At 73.6% G+C, this 23673-nt stretch carries 25 protein-coding genes; 9 read left to right on the top strand and 16 right to left on the bottom strand.

The annotated features are described in order from the left end of the window. Positions 1-28: 28 nt before the first annotated feature. The 6 genes from V6D49_RS22480 to V6D49_RS22455 all read right to left on the bottom strand — a co-directional run bounded on the left by V6D49_RS22480 (position 29) and on the right by V6D49_RS22455 (position 6976). Entirely contained in the window at positions 29-1552 is a 1524-nt protein-coding gene (locus tag V6D49_RS22480; protein ID WP_340562350.1) for a pyridoxal phosphate-dependent decarboxylase family protein, read from the bottom strand. Then, positions 1549-2892 (bottom strand): diaminobutyrate--2-oxoglutarate transaminase family protein, encoded by a 1344-nt coding sequence (locus V6D49_RS22475; protein ID WP_340562349.1) that lies wholly within the window; start codon positions 2890-2892, stop codon positions 1549-1551. The genes V6D49_RS22480 and V6D49_RS22475 overlap by 4 nt, the downstream gene beginning before the upstream one ends. 191 nt (positions 2893-3083) lie before the next feature. Further along, positions 3084-3770 (bottom strand): HAD family hydrolase, encoded by a 687-nt coding sequence (locus tag V6D49_RS22470; RefSeq protein WP_340562347.1) that lies wholly within the window; start codon positions 3768-3770, stop codon positions 3084-3086. Positions 3771-3885: 115 nt separating this feature from the next. Next, the gene (locus tag V6D49_RS22465; RefSeq protein WP_340562346.1) at positions 3886-4755 is read right to left on the bottom strand and encodes an ABC transporter ATP-binding protein; all 870 of its coding nucleotides are present in this window, start codon (positions 4753-4755) and stop codon (positions 3886-3888) included. Further along, positions 4752-5921: a FecCD family ABC transporter permease gene (locus V6D49_RS22460; protein WP_340562345.1), complete on the bottom strand. Its 1170-nt coding sequence runs from the start codon at positions 5919-5921 to the stop codon at positions 4752-4754. The genes V6D49_RS22465 and V6D49_RS22460 overlap by 4 nt, the downstream gene beginning before the upstream one ends. Then, positions 5918-6976: a FecCD family ABC transporter permease gene (locus V6D49_RS22455; RefSeq protein ID WP_340562344.1), complete on the bottom strand. Its 1059-nt coding sequence runs from the start codon at positions 6974-6976 to the stop codon at positions 5918-5920. The genes V6D49_RS22460 and V6D49_RS22455 overlap by 4 nt, the downstream gene beginning before the upstream one ends. An 82-nt stretch (positions 6977-7058) precedes the next feature. On the opposite strand from V6D49_RS22455, the gene V6D49_RS22450 reads away from it, so the two are divergent. Beyond that, entirely contained in the window at positions 7059-8072 is a 1014-nt protein-coding gene (locus V6D49_RS22450; RefSeq protein ID WP_340562343.1) for an ABC transporter substrate-binding protein, read from the top strand. Positions 8073-8144: 72 nt separating this feature from the next. On the opposite strand, the gene V6D49_RS22445 is transcribed toward V6D49_RS22450, so the two are convergent. Then, positions 8145-9359: an MFS transporter gene (locus V6D49_RS22445; RefSeq protein ID WP_340562341.1), complete on the bottom strand. Its 1215-nt coding sequence runs from the start codon at positions 9357-9359 to the stop codon at positions 8145-8147. A 121-nt stretch (positions 9360-9480) separates the two neighbouring features. Further along, positions 9481-10278, bottom strand: coding sequence for a (2Fe-2S)-binding protein (locus tag V6D49_RS22440; protein ID WP_340562339.1), 798 nt, complete (start codon positions 10276-10278; stop codon positions 9481-9483). Between the two features lie 169 nt (positions 10279-10447). Between V6D49_RS22440 and V6D49_RS22435 the strand changes: the two genes are divergently transcribed. Continuing rightward, positions 10448-11104 carry a hypothetical protein gene (locus V6D49_RS22435; protein ID WP_340562337.1) on the top strand — a complete coding sequence of 219 codons (657 nt, stop codon included), beginning with the start codon at positions 10448-10450 and terminating at the stop codon, positions 11102-11104. A gap of 22 nt (positions 11105-11126) precedes the next feature. Here the strand turns inward: V6D49_RS22435 and V6D49_RS22430 are convergent, their stop codons facing one another. Both V6D49_RS22430 and pepN read right to left on the bottom strand, forming a co-directional pair. Then, positions 11127-11564 carry a VOC family protein gene (locus V6D49_RS22430; protein WP_340562335.1) on the bottom strand — a complete coding sequence of 146 codons (438 nt, stop codon included), beginning with the start codon at positions 11562-11564 and terminating at the stop codon, positions 11127-11129. A 228-nt stretch (positions 11565-11792) separates the two neighbouring features. Continuing rightward, the gene (gene pepN, locus V6D49_RS22425) at positions 11793-14315 is read right to left on the bottom strand and encodes an aminopeptidase N (protein WP_340562333.1); all 2523 of its coding nucleotides are present in this window, start codon (positions 14313-14315) and stop codon (positions 11793-11795) included. A 159-nt stretch (positions 14316-14474) separates the two neighbouring features. On the opposite strand from pepN, the gene V6D49_RS22420 reads away from it, so the two are divergent. Next, entirely contained in the window at positions 14475-15674 is a 1200-nt protein-coding gene (locus tag V6D49_RS22420) for a macrolide family glycosyltransferase (protein ID WP_340562331.1), read from the top strand. 6 nt (positions 15675-15680) lie between these two features. On the opposite strand, the gene V6D49_RS22415 is transcribed toward V6D49_RS22420, so the two are convergent. After that, the gene (locus V6D49_RS22415) at positions 15681-16001 is read right to left on the bottom strand and encodes a chorismate mutase (RefSeq protein ID WP_340562329.1); all 321 of its coding nucleotides are present in this window, start codon (positions 15999-16001) and stop codon (positions 15681-15683) included. A 430-nt stretch (positions 16002-16431) separates the two neighbouring features. Here V6D49_RS22415 and V6D49_RS22410 point away from each other — a divergent pair, with 430 nt between their 5' ends. Beyond that, entirely contained in the window at positions 16432-17550 is a 1119-nt protein-coding gene (locus V6D49_RS22410) for an FAD-dependent monooxygenase (protein WP_340562327.1), read from the top strand. Here V6D49_RS22410 and V6D49_RS22405 read toward each other — a convergent pair. Further along, the gene (locus tag V6D49_RS22405) at positions 17541-18443 is read right to left on the bottom strand and encodes an MmyB family transcriptional regulator (RefSeq protein WP_340562324.1); all 903 of its coding nucleotides are present in this window, start codon (positions 18441-18443) and stop codon (positions 17541-17543) included. The two genes, V6D49_RS22410 and V6D49_RS22405, sit on opposite strands and share 10 nt — an antisense overlap. A gap of 483 nt (positions 18444-18926) precedes the next feature. Between V6D49_RS22405 and V6D49_RS22400 the strand changes: the two genes are divergently transcribed. Then, positions 18927-19775 (top strand): trypsin-like serine peptidase, encoded by an 849-nt coding sequence (locus V6D49_RS22400; protein ID WP_340562322.1) that lies wholly within the window; start codon positions 18927-18929, stop codon positions 19773-19775. Between the two features lie 91 nt (positions 19776-19866). Continuing rightward, on the top strand, positions 19867-20091 hold the full coding sequence (locus V6D49_RS22395; protein ID WP_340562320.1) for a hypothetical protein: 225 nt from the start codon (positions 19867-19869) through the stop codon (positions 20089-20091). Between the two features lie 28 nt (positions 20092-20119). Here the strand turns inward: V6D49_RS22395 and V6D49_RS22390 are convergent, their stop codons facing one another. Further along, positions 20120-20569, bottom strand: a complete 450-nt coding sequence (locus tag V6D49_RS22390) for an ATP-binding protein (protein WP_340562319.1) — start codon at positions 20567-20569, stop codon at positions 20120-20122. A 189-nt stretch (positions 20570-20758) separates the two neighbouring features. On the opposite strand from V6D49_RS22390, the gene V6D49_RS22385 reads away from it, so the two are divergent. Genes V6D49_RS22385 through V6D49_RS22375 form a run of 3 tightly spaced genes read left to right on the top strand, consistent with a single transcriptional unit; the run spans position 20759 to position 22020 of the window. Then, positions 20759-21619 (top strand): helix-turn-helix domain-containing protein, encoded by an 861-nt coding sequence (locus V6D49_RS22385; protein WP_340562317.1) that lies wholly within the window; start codon positions 20759-20761, stop codon positions 21617-21619. Then, positions 21616-21807, top strand: a complete 192-nt coding sequence (locus tag V6D49_RS22380) for a DUF397 domain-containing protein (protein ID WP_340562316.1) — start codon at positions 21616-21618, stop codon at positions 21805-21807. The genes V6D49_RS22385 and V6D49_RS22380 overlap by 4 nt, the downstream gene beginning before the upstream one ends. A 21-nt stretch (positions 21808-21828) precedes the next feature. Next, entirely contained in the window at positions 21829-22020 is a 192-nt protein-coding gene (locus V6D49_RS22375) for a DUF397 domain-containing protein (protein WP_340562315.1), read from the top strand. 16 nt (positions 22021-22036) lie between these two features. On the opposite strand, the gene V6D49_RS22370 is transcribed toward V6D49_RS22375, so the two are convergent. The 3 genes from V6D49_RS22370 to V6D49_RS22360 form a co-directional block, all read right to left on the bottom strand. After that, a complete protein-coding gene (locus tag V6D49_RS22370; RefSeq protein WP_340562313.1) occupies positions 22037-22417 on the bottom strand; it encodes a hypothetical protein in 381 nt (126 codons plus the stop codon). Continuing rightward, positions 22414-22671, bottom strand: coding sequence for a hypothetical protein (locus V6D49_RS22365; RefSeq protein WP_340562311.1), 258 nt, complete (start codon positions 22669-22671; stop codon positions 22414-22416). Before V6D49_RS22365 ends, V6D49_RS22370 begins: the two co-directional genes overlap by 4 nt. A gap of 105 nt (positions 22672-22776) precedes the next feature. Continuing rightward, positions 22777-23649, bottom strand: coding sequence for a hypothetical protein (locus tag V6D49_RS22360; RefSeq protein WP_340562309.1), 873 nt, complete (start codon positions 23647-23649; stop codon positions 22777-22779). Positions 23650-23673: the final 24 nt, after the last annotated feature.

Here is a 23673-nt window from a genome sequence, read left to right as displayed (position 1 = left end):
GGTTTCGGTTAGGCGAGGCTAAGCTAAATCACAGGGCGCTGCTTTCCAAGCGGGCCTGGGGGGTGGGGAGGGTCACCACGTCGGCGGTGGGGGTGAGTTCGGCGCGTTCGGCGACGAGCTTGAGCAGCGCGTCGAGGTCGGCGGCGACGGTCTGCGGGTGCAGGAGGGTGGCCTTGAGCCACAGCCGCCGGGTGCCGTCGTGGTCCTCGGCGGTGGCGCGGCCGAGGACGGCGAGGCCTTCGGTGAGGAGCTGGCGGCGGATGCCGGCGACGAGTTCGTCGCCCTCCTCGGCCGGGAGCCGGTCGGCGGCGGTGGGGCGGAAGAGCACGGTGGAGATGCCGACGGGGCCGGGGCGGCGGCGCAGGGCGGGGTGGGCGTCGACGGCGTCGCCGAGGCGCTGGGCGGTGCGGACGCAGTGTTCGACGACGCGGCCGAGTCCTTCGCGGCCGAGGGCGCGCAGGGTGACGGCGATCTTGAGGGCGTCGGGTCGGCGGGAGGTGCGCAGGGAGCGGCCGAGGAGGTCGGGGAGGCCGGCTTCGGTGTCGTCGTCGGCGTTGAGGTAGTCGGCGCGCAGGGAGAGGGCGTGCAGCAGGTCGGCGTCGGGGACGGCGAGGACGCCGGCGGCGACGGGCTGCCAGCCCATCTTGTGCAGGTCGAAGGTGACGGAGACGGCGTGCTCGATGCCGCGCAGGGCGTCGGCGAGTTGGTCGCTGAAGAGGAGCGGGCCGCCGTAGGCGGCGTCGACGTGGAGTTCGGCGCCGTGCCGCTGAGCGGTGAGGGCGATGTCGGGGAGCGGGTCGATGAGGCCCTCGTCGGTGGTGCCGGCGGTGGCGACGACGAGCGCGCGGCCGGTGGTGCCCGTGGTGTCGGCGAGCTCGCGCAGGGCGGTGTCGAGGGCTGCCGGGTCCATGCGTCCGCCGGGGCAGCGGATGTGACGGGGTGCGGGCAGGCCGAGGATCCAGGCGGCGCGGTGGACGCTGTGGTGGGCGTTCTCCCCGCACAGGACGTGCAGCGTGCCCCGGCCGTCGGTGGCGGCGCGGGCGCGTTCGCGGGCCAGCAGCAGGGCGACGAGGTTGGACTCGGTGCCGCCGCTGGTGATGAGGGCGTCGGGCCGCTGTTCGGCGGGGTACATGAGGGTGGCGAGGGCGGCGGTGACCTCTTCCTCGACGACGGCGGCGGCCGGTGCCTGGTCCCAGGAGTCCATGGAGGGGTTGAGGGCGGAGGCGGCGAGGTCGGCGGCGGCGGCGACGGCGAGGGGCGGGCAGTGGAGGTGGGCGACGCAGTGGGCCTCACCGGGGTCGGCGGCGCCCTGGGCGGTGGCGCGGACGGTGTCGTAGAGGGCGTCGTGGGCGCCGACGCCCTGGGTGGGGAGGATGGGGGTGAGGAGGTGCCGGGTGCGGGCGGTGACGGCGTCGGGGCCGCCGGCGGGCAGCGGGCCACCACGGGCGGCGGCTCCGTCGGCGAGGGCGTCGAGCGCAACGGCGGTCAGGGCCCGCAGGGCGCGCGGGTCGCCCGGTCCGGCGGCGACGGCGGTGTCGGGGTGCTGGCTCATGCGGCGGGCTCCACGTCGGTGAGGGCGTCGGCGAGGCGGGTGAGGACGGTGTCGGCCTGGGCGTCGGTGAGGACGAGCGGGGGCAGCAGGCGCAGCACGGAGCCGTCGCGGCCGCCGAGTTCGAGCATGAGCCCGCGGTCCAGGCAGGCCTTCTGCAGGGCGCGCGCGTAGTGGGGGTGCGTGGGGCGGGCGCCGGTGGGGTCGGGGTCGGCGTCGGGCTGGACGAGTTCGACGCCGATCATGAGGCCGCGGCCGCGGACGTCGCCGATGACGGGGTGGCGCGTGGCGAGTTCGCGCAGGGCGCTGCGGATGCGGGCGCCGGTCTTCTCGGCGTGTTCGGCGAGCTGTTCCTCGGCGACGGTGCGCAGGGTGACCTCTCCGGCGACCATGGCGAGGGTGTTGCCGCGGAAGGTGCCGGTGTGGTCGCCGGGCTGCCAGGTGTCGAGGTCGGGCCGGTAGGCGATGAGGGCGAGCGGGAGTCCCCCGCCGACGGCCTTGGAGATGACGAGGATGTCGGGGGTGACGTCGGCGTGTTCGCAGGCCCAGAAGCGGCCGGTGCGGCCGATGCCGGTCTGGACCTCGTCGATGATGAGGAGGACGCCGTGTTCGGCGGTGATCCGGCGCACTTCGCGCAGCCAGCTCGCGGGGGCGGGGATGACGCCGCCTTCGCCCTGGACGGCTTCGAGGATGACGGCGGCCGGGGTGGCCATGCCGCTGCTGGGGTCGGTGAGGTAGGTCTCCAGGAGCCGGGTGGTGAGTTCGGCGCCCTGCTCGCCGCCGACGCCGAAGGGGCAGCGGTAGGCGTAGGGGTAGGGCAGGCGGGTGACGGGCTGGGCGGCGGCGGGGCCCTGGCCGTCGGCGCCTCGCATGCGCAGCGGGCCGGAGACGGAGGCGGCGCCGAGGGTCATGCCGTGGTAGGCGCCGGTGAAGGCGACGACGCCGTTGCGGCCGGTGGTGGTGCGGGCGAGTTTGAGCGCGGCTTCGACGGCGTCGGTTCCGGCGGGCCCGCAGAAGTGCAGCACGGCGTCGTCGCGCAGCTCGCCGGGGAGGCGGCTGAGGAGTTCGGTGGTGAAGGAGTCCTTCTGCGGCGTGATCATGTCGAGGGTGTGGAGGGGGGCACCGGAGCCGAGGGCGCCGTGGAGTGCGGCGATGACGGCGGGGTGGTTGTGGCCGAGTGCGAGGGTGCCGGCTCCGGAGAGGCAGTCCAGATAGGTGCGTCCGTCCGCTCCGGTGACCTCGGCCCCGGCGGCGGTGACGGGGGCGACGGGGAGGGTGCGGGCGTAGGTTCGGGCGGCTGACTCGCGTCGCGCCTGCCGGTCGAGGAGTTGAGCACGCAGCATGCGGCGAAGCCCTTCGGGTCACGGTGAGGGTGGTGCGGTGCGCCGTTTCGGCGCAGGGCCGCACAAGCAGAACTTAGGTTAGCCTAACCAACACCGTCGACGGTACGGGGCCTCCGGGGTAAGGGGCTCGCGGCCGACGCGTCCCCGACGGGGTTCCGCCGGGGTGGTCAACGGCCCTTCGCCCGCCCGGGTTACGACCTCGGGCCGGCCAGCGGGGAGGCGTCCAGGTGGGCGAGGAGGTCGGCGGGCCCGGCGTAGACGCGCGCGGCTCCGGCCTCCGCCAGGTCCGCGCGGGGGATGCCGCCGGAGAGGACGCCGAGGGCGGTGACGCCCGCCCGTCCGCAGGCCTTCATGTCCCACACGGTGTCACCGACGAAGACGGTGTCGCGCGTCGGCGCCCCGGCCCGGCGCACCGCCTCGGCGACGAGGTCGGGCGCGGGTTTGGTGGTGTCGACGTCGTCGCCGCTGGTGGCGTCGTCGATCACGTCGTCGGCGTCCAGCGCACGGCGCATCGCGGCCAGCTCGGTGCCGCTGGCGGAGCTGGCGAGGACGACGCGCCACCCGGCGCGGGAGACGGCGCGCAGCAGGTCGGCGGCGCCGGGGAGGGCCGTGAGGGTCGGGAAGTGCGCCGCGTACAGGGCCGCGTGCGCCTGCCGGACGGCCTCCTCGCGCGCGGGGTCGCGGGACTCCCCCAGCAGGTGGGCGGGCAGCCGGTCGGCGCCCATGCCGACGGTGCGGTGGATGTCCGCCATCGGCACGGTGTGGCCCGCCTGCCGGAACGCCTCCCACCAGGCCACGACGTGCAGGTAGTTGGTGTCCACGAGCGTGCCGTCGACGTCGAACAGGGCGGCTCGCGCCGCGTCCGCGCTGTGCACCATGGCCGGCTCCTCCGTACGCGATCACGCCCGGAGCCACCGGTTCCCCGCCCGGCGACGGCCTAATCCCGGCCCCGGCCGCGTGCCCCGAACGGCCGTCGCGGACGAGCGCCCCCGGTCAGCCCTTGGCGGGCCGGTCGTGGCGGCTGAGGGGGACGACGAGGGGTGCGCCGGTCTCCTCGTCGGTGCGGACGCGGGCCCGCAGCCCGAAGACGTCGGTGAGCAGGTCCTCCGTCAGCACCTGCGTGGGCGGGCCACTCGCGGCGATGCGGCCGTCCTTCATGGCGACGAGCCGGTCGGCGTAGCGGGCGGCCAGCGACAGGTCGTGCAGGACGAGGACGACCGTGCGGCCGGTGTCGTGGTGCAGCTCGCGCACCAGGTCCAGGACCTCGATCTGGTGGGCCAGGTCGAGGTGGTTGGTGGGTTCGTCGAGCAGGAGTAGCTCGGTGTCCTGGGCGAGGGCCATGGCGATCCAGGCGCGCTGCCGCTGGCCGCCGGAGAGTTCGTCCAGGGTGCGTTCGGCCAGGTCGTAGGTGCCGGTGGCGCGCAGGGCCTGTTCCACGACGCGCTCGTCGTCGCCGGACCAGCGGCGGTACCACGTCTGGTGGGGGTGACGGCCCCGGGCGACGAGGTCGGCGACGGTCAGCCCCTCGGGCGCGACGGGGCTCTGCGGCAGCAGGCCCACCAGGGAGGCGACCTGACGGGTGGGCATGGTGTGGACGGGCCGGCCGTCCAGCAGCACCCGTCCGGAGCGCGGCTTCATCAGCCGTCCGAAGGCCCGCAGGAGGGTCGACTTGCCGCAGCCGTTGGGCCCGATGACGGCGGTGACGGTGCCGTCGGGGATGTCCAGGTCCAGGTCGTGGACGACGGCGCGGTCGCCGTAGCCGAGGGTCAGCCCCTCGGCGCGCAACCGCACCGGCGGGGTGGGGGCGTCCGTCGTCGTGCCGGGGCCGGCGGGGGTGGAGGCCGGGGCGGTGGTGTCGGTCATGAGGTGCGGGCCTTTCCGCTGCGGACGAGCAGGTACAGCAGGTAGGGCGCGCCCAGGGCCGCGGTGAAGATGCCCACCGGCAGCTCCACGCCGCTGATCAGGGTGCGGCCGAGGAAGTCGGCCCACACGGTGACGGCGGCGCCCAGCAGCGCGGACGCGAACAGCGGGGGGTGGCCGGTGCGCAGGAGGCGCAGCGCGAGCTGCGGGCAGGCGAGGGCGACGAAGGCGATGGGACCGGTGGCGGCGGTGGCGACGGCGGTCAGGAGGACGGCGGTCAGGAGCAGGGCGGCGCGGGCGCCCGTCATGCGGACGCCGAGGCCCCGGGCGGTGTCCTCGTCGAAGGCGAGCGCCCCGAACTGGAGGGAGAGCAGGAGGGCGGCCGGCAGCAGCAGGGTGAGGGCCCAGGCGGCGGGGGCGGCGATGTCCCAGTTGGTGCCGTTGAGGCTGCCGTTGAGCCAGATCAGGGCGCGGCCCGCGTCGACGATGTCGGCCTTGACCAGCAGCCAGGACAGCACGCTCGTCAGCGCCGCGTTGACGCCGACGCCGACCAGCAGGACGCGGTAGCCGCTGATGCCCTGCCGGACGGCGAGGACGTAGACGAGGAGGGCGGCGGCGAGCCCACCGGTCACGGCGGCGGTGGGGATGCCCACGTCGCCCACGAGGCCACCGGCCGCGCCGTGGGAGCCGGCGAAGACGATCACACTGACGGCGCCGACGCCCGCGCCCGCGGTGATACCGAGGATGTCGGGGCTGGCCAGCGGGTTGCGGGCGATGCCCTGGAGGATGGCGCCGGCCAGGCCCAGGGACGCGCCGACGAGGGCTCCGACCACCGAGCGGGGCAGCCGCAGCTCCCACACGACGAGTTCGGCGACGCCGTCGGCCGTGCCGAGGAGCGCCTGGAGGACGTCGCCGGGGCTGAGCGGGAAGTCGCCGCGTCCGGTGTTGAGGACGACGGCGGCGCACAGCGCGAGCGCGATGGCGCACGGGACGAGGACCGTGCGGGGCCGCCACACCGCCGACAGCGGACCGATGCGCACCGGGGTGCGGCCGGGGACGCGGGACACGGTGCTCCCTTCCTTGGCGGGCCGGTGGCCTCCGGCGTCCGGACGGCCGGGCTCGGCCGGGGGCTCGGCGGCCGCCTCGCGGGCGGCGGGTGCCGGGCTCACAGCCGCACCGGCTTGCGGCGGCGGACGAGCTGGATGAAGACGGGCGCCCCGATGAGCGCGAGCATGATGCCGACCTGGAGTTCACCGGGGCGGGCGACGACGCGTCCCAGGACGTCGGCCACCAGGACGAGGGTGCCGCCGAGCAGCCCGGCGTAGGCGAGCACCCAGCGGTAGTCGGGGCCGGTGAAGTGGCGGGCGATGTGCGTGGCGACGAGGCCCACGAAGCCGATGGGCCCGCAGGCGGCCACGGCGGCGCCGGTGAGCAGGGTGATGGCGGCCATGCCGACGGTCCGGGTCGCGCCGACGCGGACGCCGAGGGTGCGGGCCACGTCCTCGCCCAGGGAGAGGGCGTTGAGGCCGGGCGCGTTGTACGCGGCGAGCAGGAGGCCGAGCACGATGAAGGGCAGGAGCTGGGCGGTGAAGTCCAGCGGGCGTCCGTTCACGGCGCCGACGGTCCAGAAGCGGTAGGTGTCCAGCGCCTGCCGGTCGAAGATGACCATGCCGGCGGTGATCGCGGTGAACAGGGCGTGCGAGGCGGCGCCGGCGAGGGCGAGGGTGACGGGGGTCGCACCGCCGCGGGTGAGGGAGCCGACGAAGTGGACGAGCAGGGCCGCCATCGCCGCTCCGAGGAAGGCGAACCACACGTAGCCGTAGAGGTCGGTGATGCCGAGGAGGAAGACGGCTCCGACGACCCACATGCCGGCGCCCGCGCTGAGCCCCAGGATGACCGGGTCCGCGATGGGGTTGCGGGTGTGACCCTGCATCAGCGCGCCCGCGACGCCGAGCGCCACCCCGGCCACGAGCGCGAGCACGGTGCGCGGGAGCCGCAGCGCGTGCACGATGACGTCGGCCTCGGCCGTGCCGCCGGGGTTGCCCAGCGCGCTCCACACCTCGCCCGGCGTCAGGGACTTGGATCCGAAGGCGACGCTGGCCAGCAGGGCGAGCAGCAGCGTCGCGATGAGTATGAGCAGGCCCGTCCAGCGCCGGTGGGCACGCTGCACGGCGACCTGTCGCCGCTTCCCCTCCCGGGGCGGCGCTGATAGCGCTTCGATCACAATCTCCTTCGCCGACACCATGCTGTAGGTTAGGCGAGCCTATCCTTAGGGCGCACCCCCCCGTGAACGAAGGGACCACCTGATGAGAGCCCGTTGGCTCCCCCGCATCGGCCGCTCCGTCGGCGCCGTCACCGTCGCCATCGGTCTGTTCGCCACCGCCGCGTGCAGCGGCAACGACGCGGACAAGAATACGGACGACACGGCGGACAAGCCCGCCGCGTCCGACGCCGCCTTCCCCCGGACCGTCGAGCACGCCATGGGCGAGACGGAGATCGAGGAGGCCCCGAAGCGGGTCGTCGCCCTCGACATGACCTTCGTGGACGCGACGTTCGCGCTGGAGGGCAACGTCGTCGGGTACACCACCTTCACCGGTCCCGAGGAGAAGCTGCCGCCGTACTTCGGCGAGGACATCGAGACCTACGGGGCCGAGGCCACGGAGGTCGGCACGCTCGACGAGCCCAGCCTCGAGAAGATCATCGCGCAGAAGCCGGACCTCATCCTCTCCGCGAAGGTCCGCCACGAGAAGCTGTACGACCAGCTCTCCGAGATCGCCCCGACCGTCTTCACCGAGGACACCGGCGCGACCTGGAAGGAGAACCTGGCACTGGTCGGCGAGACCCTGGGCAAGGAGGAGCTCGCCGAGGAGAAGGTCGACGCCTTCGAGACCCGCGCCAAGACGATCGGTGACGCCGTCCGGGAGAAGGAGGGCGCCAACCCGACCGTCTCCGTGGTGCGCTTCGTGGACGGCCCGACGCGGCTGTACAAGGAGGACACCTACGTCGGTGTCATCATCAACGACCTCGGCTTCGACGTCCCCAAGGACGCCCAGGGCACCGGCTTCAACGCCGACATCTCCGAGGAGCAGATCGCTAAGGTCGACGCCGACGACATCTTCGTGACCGCCTACCCGGACCCCGCCGGCGCCGGTGAGAAGAGCAAGAAGAAGTTCATGGCCAACCCGCTGTGGGAGCAGCTGGAGGGCGACGTCCACGAGGTCGACGACATCACGTGGATGATCGCGGTGGGTCTGTACGGCGCGGAGGTCGTCCTGGACGACGTCGCCACGACCTACGACGTGGACGCGGCCCGCGCGTAACACCGCACCCGACGGCGACCCGCCTTCCGGCGGGGTGCCCGGCACGCCCCCGTGCCCGGCACCCCGCCGCGGTCATGCCCACCCGCCGTCCGACCGCCCCTCCCCCGCCCTGGCACGGGCGACGGCGCGTCGGGAAGCGAGAGTGACGGTGAGAGAGGTCACCGCGAGAGCCGCCACGACGAAGCCCGGGTCCCCGTACTGGGCGAGGCCGCCCGCCAGCGCCGCTCCCAGCCCCTGCCAGGTCAGGCGGCCCGCCGACTCCACTCCCTGCACCTGTCCCCGCACGGCGTCCGGCGTCAGCGCGAGCAACTGCTCTTGGAGGGGCAGCGTGGCGGCGAACCCCGCACCGGCGGCGAACACCGCGACCGTCAGCACCGGCAGGGGCGGGTGGACGGCGAACAGCAGGAACGGCGCTGCCAGCAGCAGCCGGAGGGCGAACGCCGACCGGCCCCGCTGCACGGCGGTGAGCAGGCGGCCCACCGCGAGGTCTCCCAGGAGCATCCCCGCCGACGCCGCAGCCAGCAGAATGCCCGCGTGAGCTGGTGTGTAGCTGAGGAACAGGGCCTCGCAGCCGACGATGAGACCGTTGGGCACCCAGAGGTTCAGCAGCAGCGCCCGCCGGCCGGGGTGGGAGAACAGCGTCCGGTTCGCCGCCCACGTCGCCCGGAGCCCGGGACGACGCGTCAGTCGCACGGTGCGCTCCCGCACCGTCGTGGCGACGACGCACAGCCCCACCGCCGTCAGTGCCGCCGCCACGGTGAAGAGCTGGTACGGGGTCAGGTGGCGCAGCAGCAGCGCGCCGACGGCGAACCCGAGGACGGCCGTACCTCCTGCGGTGATGTTCATCAGGGAGCGTGCCGTCACGTAGGCGTGTGGAGGTGTGATCTCCGCGACCAACCCCATCCGCGTGCCCGTCGCGAGGGACTGGAAGAAACCGAGCACGAGGAGCAGGGCGAACCGCGCCGGCAGCGGGAGTCCTGGGGCCGTCTGTGCGGCGAGCGCCGCCAGGGACACGCCGTGTAGGCAGATCAGAATCCGGCGGGGCCGGGTGCCGTCGGCGACCGACATCAGCGTCAACGCGCCGAGGACCGTCGCGAAGGTGGCGCCGTACAGGCTGACCGCCGTCAGAAACGGCGATCCGGTCCGGTCACCGACGAGCGAGCCGAGCGCGTAACCCGACAGGGTGCTCGCGGCGACGCTGAGGGTGAAGCCGAGGTACAGTCCGGCGAATTCGCGGTCCCGCAGCAGGGCGCGGTAGCGGGGCGGTGGGCAGATGTGAGTGGACATGAAAAAAGCCTCCGCACGCCCGGTGGCGCGGAAGGCCGACGCGCACATCATCTCACGCTGACGCCGGACCTGTTGCCTTGGAGAAAGGCGGTCGTTTGTCGGTGGCTCCGTGGGGCGGGGATCAGCGGACGCGGGGGCAGGCGGCGCAGAGTTGGGCGGCGGGGAAGGTGTAGTAGAGGCAGCAGTTGAGGCGGGTGCGGGTGCCGTCGGGGCGGAAGCGGGCGGAGCCCGCGAACGGGGGTGTGCCGCCGGGCAGCAGCGCGTCGGCGGCCCGGGCGGCGGCGGGCCGGTCGCCCAGCAGGTCGCCCAGGTAGCCGAGGCCGTCGGCGAGTTCGTCGGTGGCCACGCCCCACATGCCGCGCGGCCCCCGGCGCAGCAGCGGACCGAAGGCGGTGAGCAGCGGCTCCAGATGCGCGGCCACGGCGGCGCGCAGGTCGGCCCGCAGCGCCTCCTCGTCGGGGACGGTGTGCGCGCCGGGCAGGGCGGCGGCCGGATCGCCGGGGAGGACGGTGACGCGCGCGGGCGTCACCGCGAGGACGCCGCGTGCCTCGTGGTAGGCGACCCCGTCCGCGTCCAGCCACGGGACGCGCCGTTCGAGGTACCAGGGCGCGCTCATCGCCAGGCACGCGACGAACGCGTACTGGTGCAGGACCTCCGTCGCCGCGACGTCCGGGCGCGGCGCCGCGCCCTGGGCGGCCTCCATGGCCCGGGCCTGACGGCTGAGGAGGTGGCCGCGCAGCGCGTCGTCGGCGGCGAGCGCCTGCCCGGTGAGCCAGCCGTCCCCGGTGGGGGGCTCGGTGGTGACGCGCAGCAGCGGGAACGCCGCCGCGAACCGGCGGTAGGTTTCGGCGGCCAGGTCCCCGGGCTCCGGCGGCGCGGGCACGGTCGGTACGTCCAGCGGTGCGGTGATGGTCGGCACGGGCACCCCTTGGTAAGCACGGTCAGCACGGTCAGCACGGTCAGCACATCAGGTAAGCCTCACCTTAGAGCCACGATCACCTCCGGCGACACCCCTGTCCGCGCGCATGGGGCACCGGGCGGACGGGTACCGCGTGCGGTCGGTCCGCCTCCCCTGCGAAAGGCACGCCATGCGCGACGTCCGCATCCTGCTGCGCCCGCTGGGCAGCCCCCTGCCGCTCGGCTTCACCGGCCTCGCCGGAGCGACGTTCGTGCTGGCCGGGCTGCAGCTCGGCTGGGTCGCCACGACGGAGACCTGGACGGTGGCGCTCGTCATGGTGACGTTCGCCGCGCCGCTGCAGGCCGTCACCTCCGTTCTCGGCTTCCTGGCGCGGGACGTGGTGGCGGGCACCGGCATGGGCCTGCTGGCCGCCACCTGGCTGACGGTCGGACTGACGAAGCTGGGCTCGGCGTCGGGTACGACCAGCGACGCCCTGGGCCTGCTGCTCCTGCTGGCGGCGACCGGGCTGCTGCTCGTCGTCGTCAGCGCGGGCGTCGGCAAGCTGCTGGCGAGCCTCGTCCTGACCGTGGCAGCCCTGCGCTTCCTCGCCACCGGCCTGTACCAGCTGACGGCCTCCTCCGCCTGGGAGACGACCGCCGGCGTCACGGGCCTCGTCCTCACGGCCGTGGCCCTGTGGGCGGTCCTCGCCTTCGCCTCCGAGGACTCGCTGCTCAGGCCCCTGCTGCCCACCCTGCGCTCGGGCCCGGGCCGGACGGCCACCGAGGGCACCCTCGCCGACGAGGAGCGCGGCCTCCGCCACGAACCCGGCGTCCGCCGCATGCTGTGAGCCGACCGCCGGCCCCGCGCCGTCAGTCGAGGCAGAACTCGTTGCCTTCGGGGTCGGCCATGATGAGGTGCCCGGCCGCCAACGGCGGGGACGGTTCGTGGCGGTGAAGCAGGGTGGCGCCGTGGGCGGCGAGCCGGTCGGCCTCGGCCTCCAGGGCCGCCATCCGGGCCTCGCCCTGAAGCCCGGGGGCCGCCCGAACGTCGAGGTGCACGCGGTTCTTGACCCGCTTGCCCTCGGGGACACGCTGGAAGAACAGCCGGGGCCCGGCGCCCTCGGGGTCGACCACGGCCGAGGCGTCGTTGCGCCGCTCCGGTGGTACGCCCATCGCCTCCAGTGCCTGTGCCCAGGTGGCGAAGCCGCCGGGCGGTTCCTGAAGGCGGTAGCCGAGCGCTTCGGCCCAGAACGCGGCCAGTGCGGCCGGGTCGGCGCAGTCGAAGGTGATCTGGACGTCGCGGGCCATGCCGGCTCGCCTCCCGCCAGTGCGAAGGGGTGGGTGTGCCCCGATGGGCACGCACCGACCAGCTTCGCCCGCGTTGCGGTCGGTTCCGTTCCTCAACCGACGGGTGGTGGCGCGTGTCCCCGGACGGCACCTGAGCGGGCGCACCGCGCGGGCCGTCCGGGCGGGCCGTCCGCTCGGTGACGGGCGCGTGGCCGGGGTGGGCCGGGGGCCGGCCCACCCCGGGGGTGGTCAGCCGTTCGTGGCGGCTTCGCGGACGCGGAGGGCGCGGGCCAGGTCGTCCAGTGCGTCGGCCAGCGGGCGGCGCAGGGCGGGGTCGGGCTCGCTCTGCGCCAGGCACTGCTCGCCCAGGGCGAGGACGTGCGGCTCCACCAGGGTGCGCGGGAAGGCGGCCCCGGCGGCGAAGTGGGCGAGCGAGGGCCCCCGGCGGGCGGCGAGTGCGACGGCGTCGTCGAAGTACCGGTCGGCGTAGGGGCGGACGAGGTCGGCGTGCTCGGCGTGCCAGAAGCCCTGGGCGGTGGCGTTGAACAGGTAGTTGGACAGTTCGTCGCCGGGGCCGAACAGGGCGTCCCAGGCCGCCGCCTTGGCCTCGGCCGTCGGCAGGGCGGCCCGGCAGCGGGCGGCACCCTCCCGTCCGGTGGCACTGGCGTCCCGCTCGGCCTCGGCACGGATCTCGTCCTCCCCCACGGCGCCGAGGACCGCGAGCCGGTGGAGGATCTGCCAGCGCAGTTCCGGGTCGAGGGACGGGCCGCCGGGGACGGTGCCCTCGACCATCCACCGGGTGCAGTCGGCGGGGTCGGTGGCGGTGGCGACGGCGGCGCGGACGGCGGTGAGCCTGAGGCCGGGGTCGGAGCCGTCGGCCGTCTTGGCCAGCAGCTCGCGGCACAGGGCGTGCAGTGTGGCCAGCGCGTCGGGGCGGCGTTCGGCGGGCAGCAGCCGGTCGGCGACCTCGGAGCGGGCGAAGGCGAGGACGGTCTGCACGACGGCGTTGTCCGTCTCGTGCGGGAGGTGGGCGCGGGCGGCGTCGAGGTACTCCTGCGGCGGGAGTTCGCCGTCGCGCACCATGTCGCGGGCGGCGTTCCACACGACGGCGCGGGAGAGCGGGTCGGGCAGGCCGGAGAGCGCGGCGCGCACGGTGTCCCAGGAGGCGGCGTCGAGGCGGATCTTGGCGTAGGTGAGGTCGCCGTCGTTGAGGAGCACCAGGTCGGGGCGGGGGCCGGGCAGGTCGACGGCGGTGGTGCCCGGGTCCTGCGGGACGTCGACGTGGGGGCGTTCGCGCAGCACGAGCTGGCCGGGCTCGGCCTCGGCGCGGTCGTAGACGCCGACGAGGAGCCGGTGCGGGCGGGTGCCGTCGTGGCGGATCTCCAGGCGCCACCGGTCGGGGGCGGCGTCGCCGACGGCGGGCACGAGGGTGTCGACGCCGCTGGTGCGCAGCCAGCGCTCGGCCCAGGCGTGGACGTCCTTGTCGGAGGCTCCGGCGAGGGAGTTGAGGAAGTCGGCCAGAGTGGCGTTGCCGAAGCGGTGGGCGGCGAAGTGGGCGTTGATGCCGGCGAGGAAGTCGGCGGGGCCCAGCCAGGTGACGAGCTGACGCAGCGCGGAGGCGCCCTTGGCGTAGGAGATGCCGTCGAAGTTGAGCCGGGCGGAGGCGGTGTCGGGGACGGCCTCGGGGTCGGGGGCGACGGGGTGGGTGGAGGGCCGCTGATCGGCGTCGTAGCCCCAGCTCTTGCGGGCGACGGCGAAGTCCGTCCAGGTGTCGGTCCAGCGGGTGGACTCGGCGAGCACCTGGTAGCCCATGTACTCGGCGAAGGACTCGTTCAGCCAGATGTCGTCCCACCAGCGCAGGGTGACGAGGTCGCCGAACCACATGTGGGCCATCTCGTGGGCGATGACCATGCCGCGGATCTGGCGCTGGGTGTCGGTGACGGCGGAGCGGAAGACGAACTCGTCGCGGAAGGTGACCAGGCCGGGGTTCTCCATGGCGCCCGCGTTGAACTCGGGGACGAAGGCCTGGTCGTAGGAGTCGAACGGGTAGGGCTCGTCGAAGAGTTCGTGGTAGCGGTCGAAGCAGCGCCGGCTGACGGCGAAGAGTTCCTCGGTGTCGGCGTCGAGGTGCGCGGCGAGCGAGCGGCGCACGTGCAGCCCGAAGGGGAGCCCGGCGTGCTCGGTGTGCACCGAGTGGTAGGGGCCTGCGGCGACGGCCATGAGGTAGGTGCTGATGGGCGGGGTCGTCGTGCACGTCCAGCGGCCGGGGTGGGCGGCGTCGCGGGTGGCGATGCCGTTGCCCAGCACCGTCCACTCCTCGGGGGCAGTGACGGTGACGGCGAACTCGGCCTTGAGGTCGGGCTGGTCGAAGCAGGCGAAGACCAGGGGGGCGTCGGACTGGCAGCACTGGGTGTAGAGGTAGGTCAGGCCGTCGGCCGGGTCGGTGAAGCGGTGCATGCCCTCGCCGGTGTGCGAGTAGGGCATGTCGGCGACGACACGCAGCTCGTGCTCGCCCGCGGCGAGGCCGGTCAGGGCGATGCGGCCCTCCGCGTGGGCCCCGGCGGGCAGCGGGGCGCCGTCGAGGGTGGCCGCGTGCAGGGCGTGCGGCCGTACCTCCACGAACGTGTCGCCCGCACTGCGGGCGGTGAAGCGGATGACCGTGGTGGCGCCGAACACCTCCTCACCCCGGGTGACGTCGAGGTCGACGGTGTAACGGTGGACGTCGAGGAGGGCTGCTCGGGCCTGCGCTTCGTCGCGCGTGAGTACGGACATGGCCACATCGTGCCTTACCGAGCGGGGCGCGCCCACGCAGATTCGGCCCTCTTCGGCGCTGCGGGGGCGGGTGGCCGACTCCGTTCCGGGCCGTGGCCGCGTGCCGGGGGGACGGCCGGCCAGTTGCACGAGACGGTGCGTATCGTCTAGCATCTCGGCATGCCCACACAACGCCCCGCCCACATCGCCGTGTTCAGCATTCCGGCCGCCGGTCACGTCCACCCCGGCCTGGAGGTGCTGCGCGAGCTCGTCGCCCGGGGCCACCGCGTCACCTACGCCGTCCCCGCCGAGTTCGCCGACAGCGTGACCGCCGTCGGCGCCGAGATACGCCCCTGGACGTCCACCCTCCCCACCGACGAGGCGCCCGAGGCGTGGGGCGAGGAGCTGATCGACCACCTGGAGCCGTTCCTCGACGACGCGATCCAGGCCCTCCCCCAGCTCGCCGCCGCCTACGCGGGCGACGAGCCCGACCTCGTCCTGTACGACATCGCCGCCTACCCGGCCCCCGTCCTCGCCCACCGCTGGGGCGTCCCGGCCGTCCAGCTCTCCCCCACCATGGTGGCCTGGGAGGGGTACGAGGAGGAGGTCGCCGAGCCGATGCTCGCGCCGCTGCGCACCTCACCGCGCGGCGTCGCCTACTTCGCGCGCTTCCGGCAGTGGCTCGCCGAGCACGGCCTGGAGGGCACCGACCCCGAACGGTTCACCGCCCGGCCCCGGCGCTCCGTCGTCCTCATCCCCCGCGCCCTCCAGCCGAACGCCGACCGGGTCGACCCGGCCGTCTACACCTTCACCGGCAGCTGCCAGGGGGACCGCACCCACCAGGGCGACTGGACGCGCCCGGCCGACGCCGAACGCGTCGCGCTCGTCTCCCTCGGCTCCACCTTCACCGACCGGCCCGCGTTCTACCGCGCCTGCCTCGCCGCCTTCGGCGGGCTGCCCGGATGGCACCTGGTGCTGCAGATCGGCAAGCACGTCGACGAGGCCGCGCTCGGCCCCCTCCCGGCGAACGTGGAGGTGCACCGCTGGGTGCCGCAGCTGCGCATCCTCCGGCAGGCCGACCTGTTCGTCACCCACGCGGGCATGGGCGGCAGCCAGGAGGGGCTGGCCTGCGGCGTGCCGATGATCGCCGTGCCACAGGCGACGGACCAGTTCGCCAACGCCGACGTCCTGGCCGGCCTCGGCGTGGCACGGCGCATCGACACCGACGACGCGACGGCCGACGCCCTGCGCGCGGCCGCCACCGAGCTGACCACCGACCCCGCCATGGCCGACCGCTTCGCCGCGCTCCACGCCGACATGGCCCACGAGAGCGGCGCCCCGCACGCGGCCGACCTCATCGAGGCCGAACTCCCCCGCTGACGCCCGTTACGCGACGTCCTCCGGTCCGCCCGCCAGCGTCTCGTGGTGGCGGATGACCTCGGCGATGATGAAGTTCAGCAGTTTCTCCGCGAAGGCCGGGTCCAGCTTGGCGTTCTCCGCGAGCTGCCGCAGCCGGGCGATCTGCCGGGCCTCCCGCCCCGGATCGGCCGGCGGCAGCCGGTGCGTCGCCTTGAGCCGACCGACCTGCTGGGTGCACTTGAAACGCTCGGCGATCATGTGGACGACGGCCGCGTCGATGTTGTCGATGCTCTCCCGCAACCGGTCCAGCTCGGCCTGCACGGCGGGGTCGATCTTGCTGTCGCTCATGCGGTCAGACCTTAGACGGCCGCCGACGGCGGTGGGCGGTGCCGTCCACACGCTGAACGGCACCGCGGGCCGGTCCCGTCCCCGGGCCGACCGCGCCCCCGTGCCCTCCCCTCCCCCGGAGGCAGGGGACGCCGGGCGGCGCACCGCCCACCATCGCCCGTTCCCACGCCCTTCGGGGGAGCGCGTGACCCGGAACGGGCGCGGCGGCGCGGGCACACGGCCCGGGCCGACGGCCGCGCCGCACCCCCGGTGCAACGCAGCACCGCCGACCGGTCCCCATCCCACCGGACCCGACGGGCCCCGGCACCGTCGTCCCGCTTCCGGAAGAAACGCTTCCGGAAACCGGGCTTCCGGCCCCGCCACCCCTGGTCGGGGAGGCGCCGAGCGTCCCACGACCGCACGTCGGCCGAGCCCCGATACCGTCTGCCGCATGGGGATTTCGAGCGCGGTGATCGTGGGCGGCGGGACGACGGGGGCGTGCGCGGCGGTGCTGCTCGCCCGGCGCGGCGTGCGGGTGGATCTCGTCGAGGCCCGGCCGGACTTCGGGGCGCTCGGCACCGGCGTACTGCTGCACGGCAACGCACTGCGGGTGCTGCGCGAGGCGGGGGTCTGTGACGCCGTTCTCGCGGCGGGGACGCCGTTCGACTCCCTCGCCATCCTCCGGCCCGACGGCACCGTCCTCGCCGAGCAGCCCGACCTGCGCAGCGGCGGCCCGGACCTGCCGCCGACGTGCGGCATCACCCGCCCCCGCCTCCAGCGCGTCCTGCGGGACGCGGTGACGGCCGCCGGCGTGCGGACCCACCTCGGACGGCGGGTCCGCCACGCCGAACAGGACGGACGGGCGGGCGCGGCGGTACTGGACGACGGGGAGCGGCTGCGCGCCGACGTCGTCATCGCCGCCGACGGCGCGCACTCCGCCCTGCGCCAGCTGGTCGACCCCGGCGAGCCGCAGCCCACCGGGTGGGCCGTGTGGCGGGCCCTGGTGCCCCGCCCGGCCGAGGTCACGCGCACCTGCCTGGCCTACGGCGGAGCCGCACACATCGCCGGGTACGCGCCCATGGGCGAGGACCTCGCCTACACGATGTTCGTCATCGACGCCCCCCTCCCCGACGAGGCGCCGCGCCGCGCGGAGTACACCGACCGGGTGACGCGGCTGGCCGCCCACTACGGCGGTCCGGTGTGGGCGGAGATCCGCCGCCACCTCGCCGACGCGGAGATCCACCACACAGCGTTCACCCACTACCAGGCCCGGCACTGGACGTCCGGCCGTCTCGCGCTCGCCGGGGACGCCGCCCACTGCATGCCGCCCACCCTCGCCCAGGGCGCGGCCATGTGCCTGGAGGACGCCCAGGTGCTCGCCGAGGTCCTGACCTCGGCCGAGCACGACGTGACCGGCGCGCTCGCCGCCTACGAGGAACGCCGCCGACCTCGCGTACGGCTCGTGGCCGACACCAGCATGCTGCTCGGCGACCTCCTCGCCACCGGGCGCCACCAGGAGGGCCCCGCGCTCATCCACCGGACGCTCACCGCGCTCGGCGCTCACCCGTGAAGCGACGGGCGCAACGCCTCCCACCGCTCGGCCCGCTCACCCCACTCCACCGGGGCGAGCACCACCATCCGGCAGGAGCGCAGCGTCTCCGGACGGCTCACCAGCGGCACGACCTCCATCTCACCCTTGACGGGGTGCCGCACCCCGCGCCGGTCCATCCCCTGGTGCAGGGCCGGGGCCGCGACGCGGGCCTCCCGCGACGCCCACAGCGCGGCGCTCTCCGGGCAGCCGAGCAGCTCGTCCACCAGCGCCCGCAGCGCGGGATCGTCGCGGTGCACCTGGTACGTCGACCAGACGATGTTGACCAGCGGCACGGCCCAGTCCTCCCGCCACCGCAGCAGCACGTCGCGCGCCTCGGGCCGCAGCAGCACCGCCCGGACGATGCTCGGTTCGGGCCGGGGCGCCCACGGCGCCGCCCAGGGGAACAGCTCGTGGTAGGCGTCGTTGGCGGTGACGACCTCCCAGGTGGTCACCGTCGCCAGGTAGGCGGGCGCGGGCACCATGTGCAGCAGCGCGCGCCACGCCGGGTCGGGCTCACCGACGGGGACGGGCAGCGGGTGCAGCAGTTCTAGCAACCACCGCGCCGCCCGCTCGTCCACGCCCAGCAGGGCGATCACGCGCTGCGCCACGGGGGCGGGCATGCGCTCCCGGCCCGACTCCCACTCCCAGTACCGGCGTTCGGTGTACCGCAGGAGGGTGGCCACCTGCTGCTGGCTCACGCCCCGGCTGCGCCGCCGCCCGCGCAACTGCTCCACCGACGGCGGATCGAGCCCCAGTTCGACGGCGGCCCGGTGCGCGTCCTCCAGCGTCCGCTCGGCCCGGTGGGCGCGTAACAGCTCCCGCACCGACCGTGCCGTCCCCGCGTCCAGCGCCCCACCCGAACTCCCGCCCATGCGCCACAGGCTAGGCGCCCCCGCCGACCGCTGGCTCACATCCACCCCGGGACCCCTCATCCCGCCGCCCAGTCGCGGACGTGTGACTGTGACGTGCACCACGCGGAGGTGGGAACCGGAAGCGAGTGCGTCGGTGCCGCTCCCGAAGAGAGGCGGTGGCCCTTCCCGTTGCTGCCGACAGCCTGACGCGAATCGGAATCCGCTCCGCCCCGTTGTCCCCGCAAGAGTGTCCTCGGCGGTCTTCCCGCATCCTTCGCACGAGCTTAGCCTCGCCGAGTCAAGGCACAGCGCGTCTTCCATGACTGAGGGAGCGACACCACAGTGACCCTGTACAGACGTACGGTGTGGGGCTTATCCACTGCCGTGGCCCTGCTCGTGGTCGCCACGAGTTCCGCTTTCGCACACACTCCTCCGGCTGAGACGAAGCCGTCCACGCCGGGAGCGACCACGACTTCGCTCGCGGCGACGAGCGAGGGCGCCCGGGTGAACTCGACGTCGGCCGGCGAAGCGGTCGAGCACTACTGGACGCCGGAGCGGATGCGCAACGCCCGCCCGGTGTCCGTCGACGCCGCAGGCCACGGCGAGTCCGGCCACGACCGGCAGCAGGCGCCTCAAGCGTCCGGCACCGCCGGTTCCACCCCGCCTGCTGCGCCTGCCTCCGGTGAGATACGGACGGCTCTCTACGAGACGTCCGTCGCCGGCAAGGTGTTCTTCACCGACCCTTCCGACGGACGTGACTACGTCTGTTCGGCCAGCGCGCTGAACAGCGCGTCGAAGCAGATGGTCATCACGGCAGGTCATTGTGTGCACGGCGGTGACGGCGGTGACTGGATGCGCAACTGGGCCTACGTTCCCAGGTACCGGGACGGAAACCGCCCCTACGGAACCTTCGCGGCGAAGGAGTTCCGGGCGTTCAACGGCTGGATCAACGACAGCGACCTCGACTGGGACGTCGCGATGGTGACCACGTGGCCGCGCGACGGCGACAAGCTCGTCAACGTGACCGGTGGAAACGGGCTGAGCTACAACTACTCCCGCGAGCAGGACGTGACCGTCAACGGCTATCCCGGGAACCGGGACAACGGGCAGAGCCAGTGGTACTGCACCGGCACAACGGAGCGCGTCAGCGTCTTCGACGGCAAGATCCAGCTTCGATGTGACTTCGGGGGCGGATCCAGCGGCGGCCCGTGGATGCGCGAGTTCGACGACTCCTCCGGACTCGGCTACACCAATGGGGTCACCAGCACCGTCAACGGCGACGGCTGGAACAAGAGCCCGTACTTCGGGGACAGCGTCAAGCAGATGTTCGACGACCAGGGTTCGGCCACCTAGCCATGCGCTGGAGGCGCCCGCCGCGCTGCCGTGGTTAGGCTGAGTGGGCGGGCGCCGCCCGCAGTGTCACGTCTTCCGGGAGGCCGGCATCGTGAAGCGTTCCGCACAGCGCAAGCTCATTCTCATCATCGGCGTGGCCGGAGCCGTCGCGACGGTCGTAGCCCTGCGCGCCGGCCAGTCACCCGACCCCGCACCCACCCCGCCCGGTGACACCTCGACCTCCGAGGTCCGGGAGCACCCCTCAGATGTGGAGGAGTACTGGACGGAGGAGCGCATGAGGGACGCCGACCCGGCACCCATGCCGGAGGAGAACTAACCGGGACAGGTCCGACGATGGGCCCGCGTCAGGGCAGGTCAGGGCTGTTCGGGAGCGCGCATTCGGCCCACACGGTCTTGCCGGGGCCGACACGGTCGCGGACGCCCCAGCGGGTGGCGAACGCCTCGATGAGGACCAGTCCCCGGCCGTGGTCCTCGCCCGACGCCGGAACGACGCGCGTCGGCTGAGCCGGGTGCGTGTCCGACACCTCGACCCGGATCACGCCGTCACGGGCGTCCCAGGTGAGGTGCAGCGCGAAGTCCCGCCCCGGAACACGGCCGTGCAGGACGGCGTTCGCGGCGAGTTCGCCGACGACGAGCGTGACCGCGTCGTGCGTCGACGTCCCGTATGGGTGTCCCCACGCGGTGAGCTGATGCGCGACCAGCAGACGAGCAAGACGCGCACCGCGCCGAGTCGCCGAGAAGCGCTGCGCGAAGCTGCGGACCGAGGGAACGCTGGGCGTGTGAGGGGCTTGCATGCGGTTGATGCTGCTGTGGGACGACATCCCGTCGGCAGGTCCGGCACCCATACAGAATCGCTTGTATCGGTTCACCCGCTGGACCGGGTGCGTAACCGTGCGTGACCATGGATCAGTCGTGCGTGACGCAGCACGGGCGACGCACGGTACGGCACGCAACGGGGACCGGTACAGGGGAAGGCGGCTGCGATGGCGACGGACAACGGCGGTGCGGGCGAGGGTTGGGGCAACGGCGGTGAGCCAGAACTGTCGGACAGCCTCAAGACGTTCGGGGCAGTCCTCAAGGCGCTCCGGGACGAAGCCCGGCTCACACAGGAGCAGTTCGCTCCCCTGGTCCGGTACTCGGTGGCGTACATCGCCAAGATCGAGCAGGGCAAGCGTTTCCCGCCGAGAGACCTGCTCGACCGCGTGGAATCGGTGCTCGGTGCCTCCGCTGCCCGGGTCCTCGCAGCAGCCGCCAAGAGCCTCACCCGCAAGGCGGGCCTGGCGTCCTGGTTCCGCCAGTGGGCGGGCATCGAGGAAGAGGCAGTGTCGCTGTACGCCTACGAGTGCCGGGCGATTCCAGGGCTGTTGCAGCCGGAGTCGTACATCAGGGCCGCGTTCGAACGCCGCTTGCCACCTTTGTCCGAGGACCAGGTAGAGCACCAGGTCGCGGCACGTCTGGAGCGACAGCAGCTCCTGGCAGAGCGGCCGAATACAGCCTTCAGCTTCATTGTCGAGCAGGCTCTCCTTGAACGCTGGATGGGGGGCCCGGAGGTCCAGCGTCAGCTACTGGATCACCTGCTGGAGGCGACCGAGCTGCGTAACATCGAGATCCAAGTCATGCCGCTTCGCCAGTATGAGCACGCGGGAATCGACGGGCTGATGTACCTCGCGGAGACTGCACAACACGAGTGGGTGGGCTACTCCGAAGGCCAACAATCGAGCATTTTGATCACAGCGCCCAAGGACGTCAGCGCAATGCTCCAGCGCTATGGCAAGCTGCGGTCGCAGGCTCTCGGCCGCGAAGCCACAGTAAGCCTGCTGGAGCAGATGCGAGGAGCGCTATGAGCACCACGGAACTGACTTGGGTCAAGAGCAGCTACAGCGGTAGCTCCGGCGACAACTGCGTAGAGGTCGCCGTCGGCCACGAAACCGTCCACGTCCGGGACTCCAAGGACACCCCACGCGGACCGCTCACCGTCTCCCCCGACGCCTGGACGGCCTTCACCGGCCTCGCAGCCGACGCACGCGTCTGACACCGGCACGAGGAACACACGATGAGCAGCACGGAACTGCCCTGGTTCAAGAGCAGCTACAGCGGAGGCGGAGGCGGCAACTGCGTAGAGGTCGCCGCCGACCACGACGCCGTCCACGTCCGGGACTCCAAAGACACCCCACGCGGCCACCTCACCATCTCCCCCGCCGCATGGACCGCCTTCACCGCACTCGCAACCGACGCACGGGTCTGACACGCTCGGAGCCAGGTCACGGCGTGAGGTCGAGGACGCGGACCGGTTCGCCGATCCACCGGTCGAGAGCGACGGTGGCGACGACCGCCCCGTCGGGGCGTTCCGGCGTCGGCTGGGCCGCGTACTGGCAATGGGCGGCCGCCCAGGTGGCGTGCCGGGACACGACCAAGGCAGCCGCGAGGTCCAGGTCGAGCACAGTGACCCCCGGGAGTGCGGCGAGGTGTTCCGCCGTGCCGGGCCGGGCCCGATCGGCTTCGACGAGCGCGCACGCGGGGGCGTACAGGTACCAGCCGGCCTGGGTGTGGGCGCGGTGGATGAGGCGCGAGGCCAGGACGTTGCCCCGACCGGCCGCCACCATCGCGGTGTCGTCCAGCACGATGTGCAGAGCATCGCTCACCGGGCGGCCGCCTGTGCCAGGCGGTGGTCCAACGTGCTGTCCAGTTCGTGTTCCTGAGCGGCGGTGGGCGCGTAGCCGTTCCACTTCTTCAGCGCGGCCCGGGCCTGCTCGGCGCGGGCGGACCGCTCCTCCGGGGTGAGCAGGGTTTCGGCGAGGCGGGCCAGGTAGGCGCGCAGCGACAGGCCCTCCGCAGCCGCTATGGCGGCCAGTCGGTCGCGAGCTTCCTCGGGGATGCGGATGTTCGCGTCAGACATGGAGACTCCTACGACGGACATGGGTACGGGTACGTACCCGTACCGTAGCGCACGTCGATCCCCTCGCCCAGACATCACCCTCGGGCCCGGACCTCCTCGGCGGCTTCAGGTCTCGCAGGCCAGTTCCGCGCCGCAGACCGCGCAGCGGGCGCGGAGGGGGCCGCGTCCGGCGGGTAGCCGGAGGTGCTGGAAGCAGGTGGGGCAGGCGAAGGAGACGCGCGACGGGACGTCGGGGGTGAAGGCGTAGGGCGCGCCGGACGGGGCGTGGCCGCGACGGCGGTCGTGGGCGTAGCGGTGCCGGGCCAGCCGGCCGGCGGCGGCGAGCGGTGGGCGGCGCGCGTCGGCCTCGGCCTCCTTGCGGCCGGCCGTGTACGCGTCGTACGCCTGGGGGCTGGTGAACCAGACGGCCGGGTCCTCGGCGAAGACGGCGGCGCGTTTGGCGAGGACGTAGCCGAACTCCTCGGGGGTGAGGTAGCCGAGCTTCTGGGAGGAGACGGCGTCCTGGCGGAAGGCGTCGAGCAGGAGCCAGCCCGCGCCGAGGTAGGTCGTGGCGGTGTCGGTGAGGATCTCGTTGTCGCGGGTGCCGGGGAACGTGAGGTCCAGCCGGTGCAGGGCGACGTGCATGATCTCGTGCGCGAGGGCGGCACCGATGTCGCGGCGGTGCTGCTTGAAGCGGGCGTTCAGCTCGATGAAGTACTCGGGTCCGGCTTCGAGCTCGACGGTCGCCGCGTGCTCCATGTCGCGGAATCCGACGATCATCCGGGCCTGCGGCAGGTGGAGCTGGGCGACGACCGCGGCGGCCACCCGCTGCACGGCGGCATAGAGCTCCTCGTCGGCGTCGATGGCGACGTCCGCCGGTTGCAGGCTGGTGTCGAACTGCGCGACGCCGTCGGCGGACAGGCGGCGGTACAGCGCGGTGAGCGCCGCGCGCACGGTGTCCAGATGGGGGAAGCCGCGTTCGACCCGGTCAGCCGTCACGCGGTCAACTGTAGTGCGCGGTCG

The organism is Streptomyces sp. GSL17-111 (assembly GCF_037911585.1).
Classification (GTDB): Bacteria; Actinomycetota; Actinomycetes; order Streptomycetales; family Streptomycetaceae; genus Streptomyces.
The sequence above is the reverse complement of the archived record's forward strand: the minus strand, read 5'-3'. Positions and strand labels throughout refer to the sequence as shown.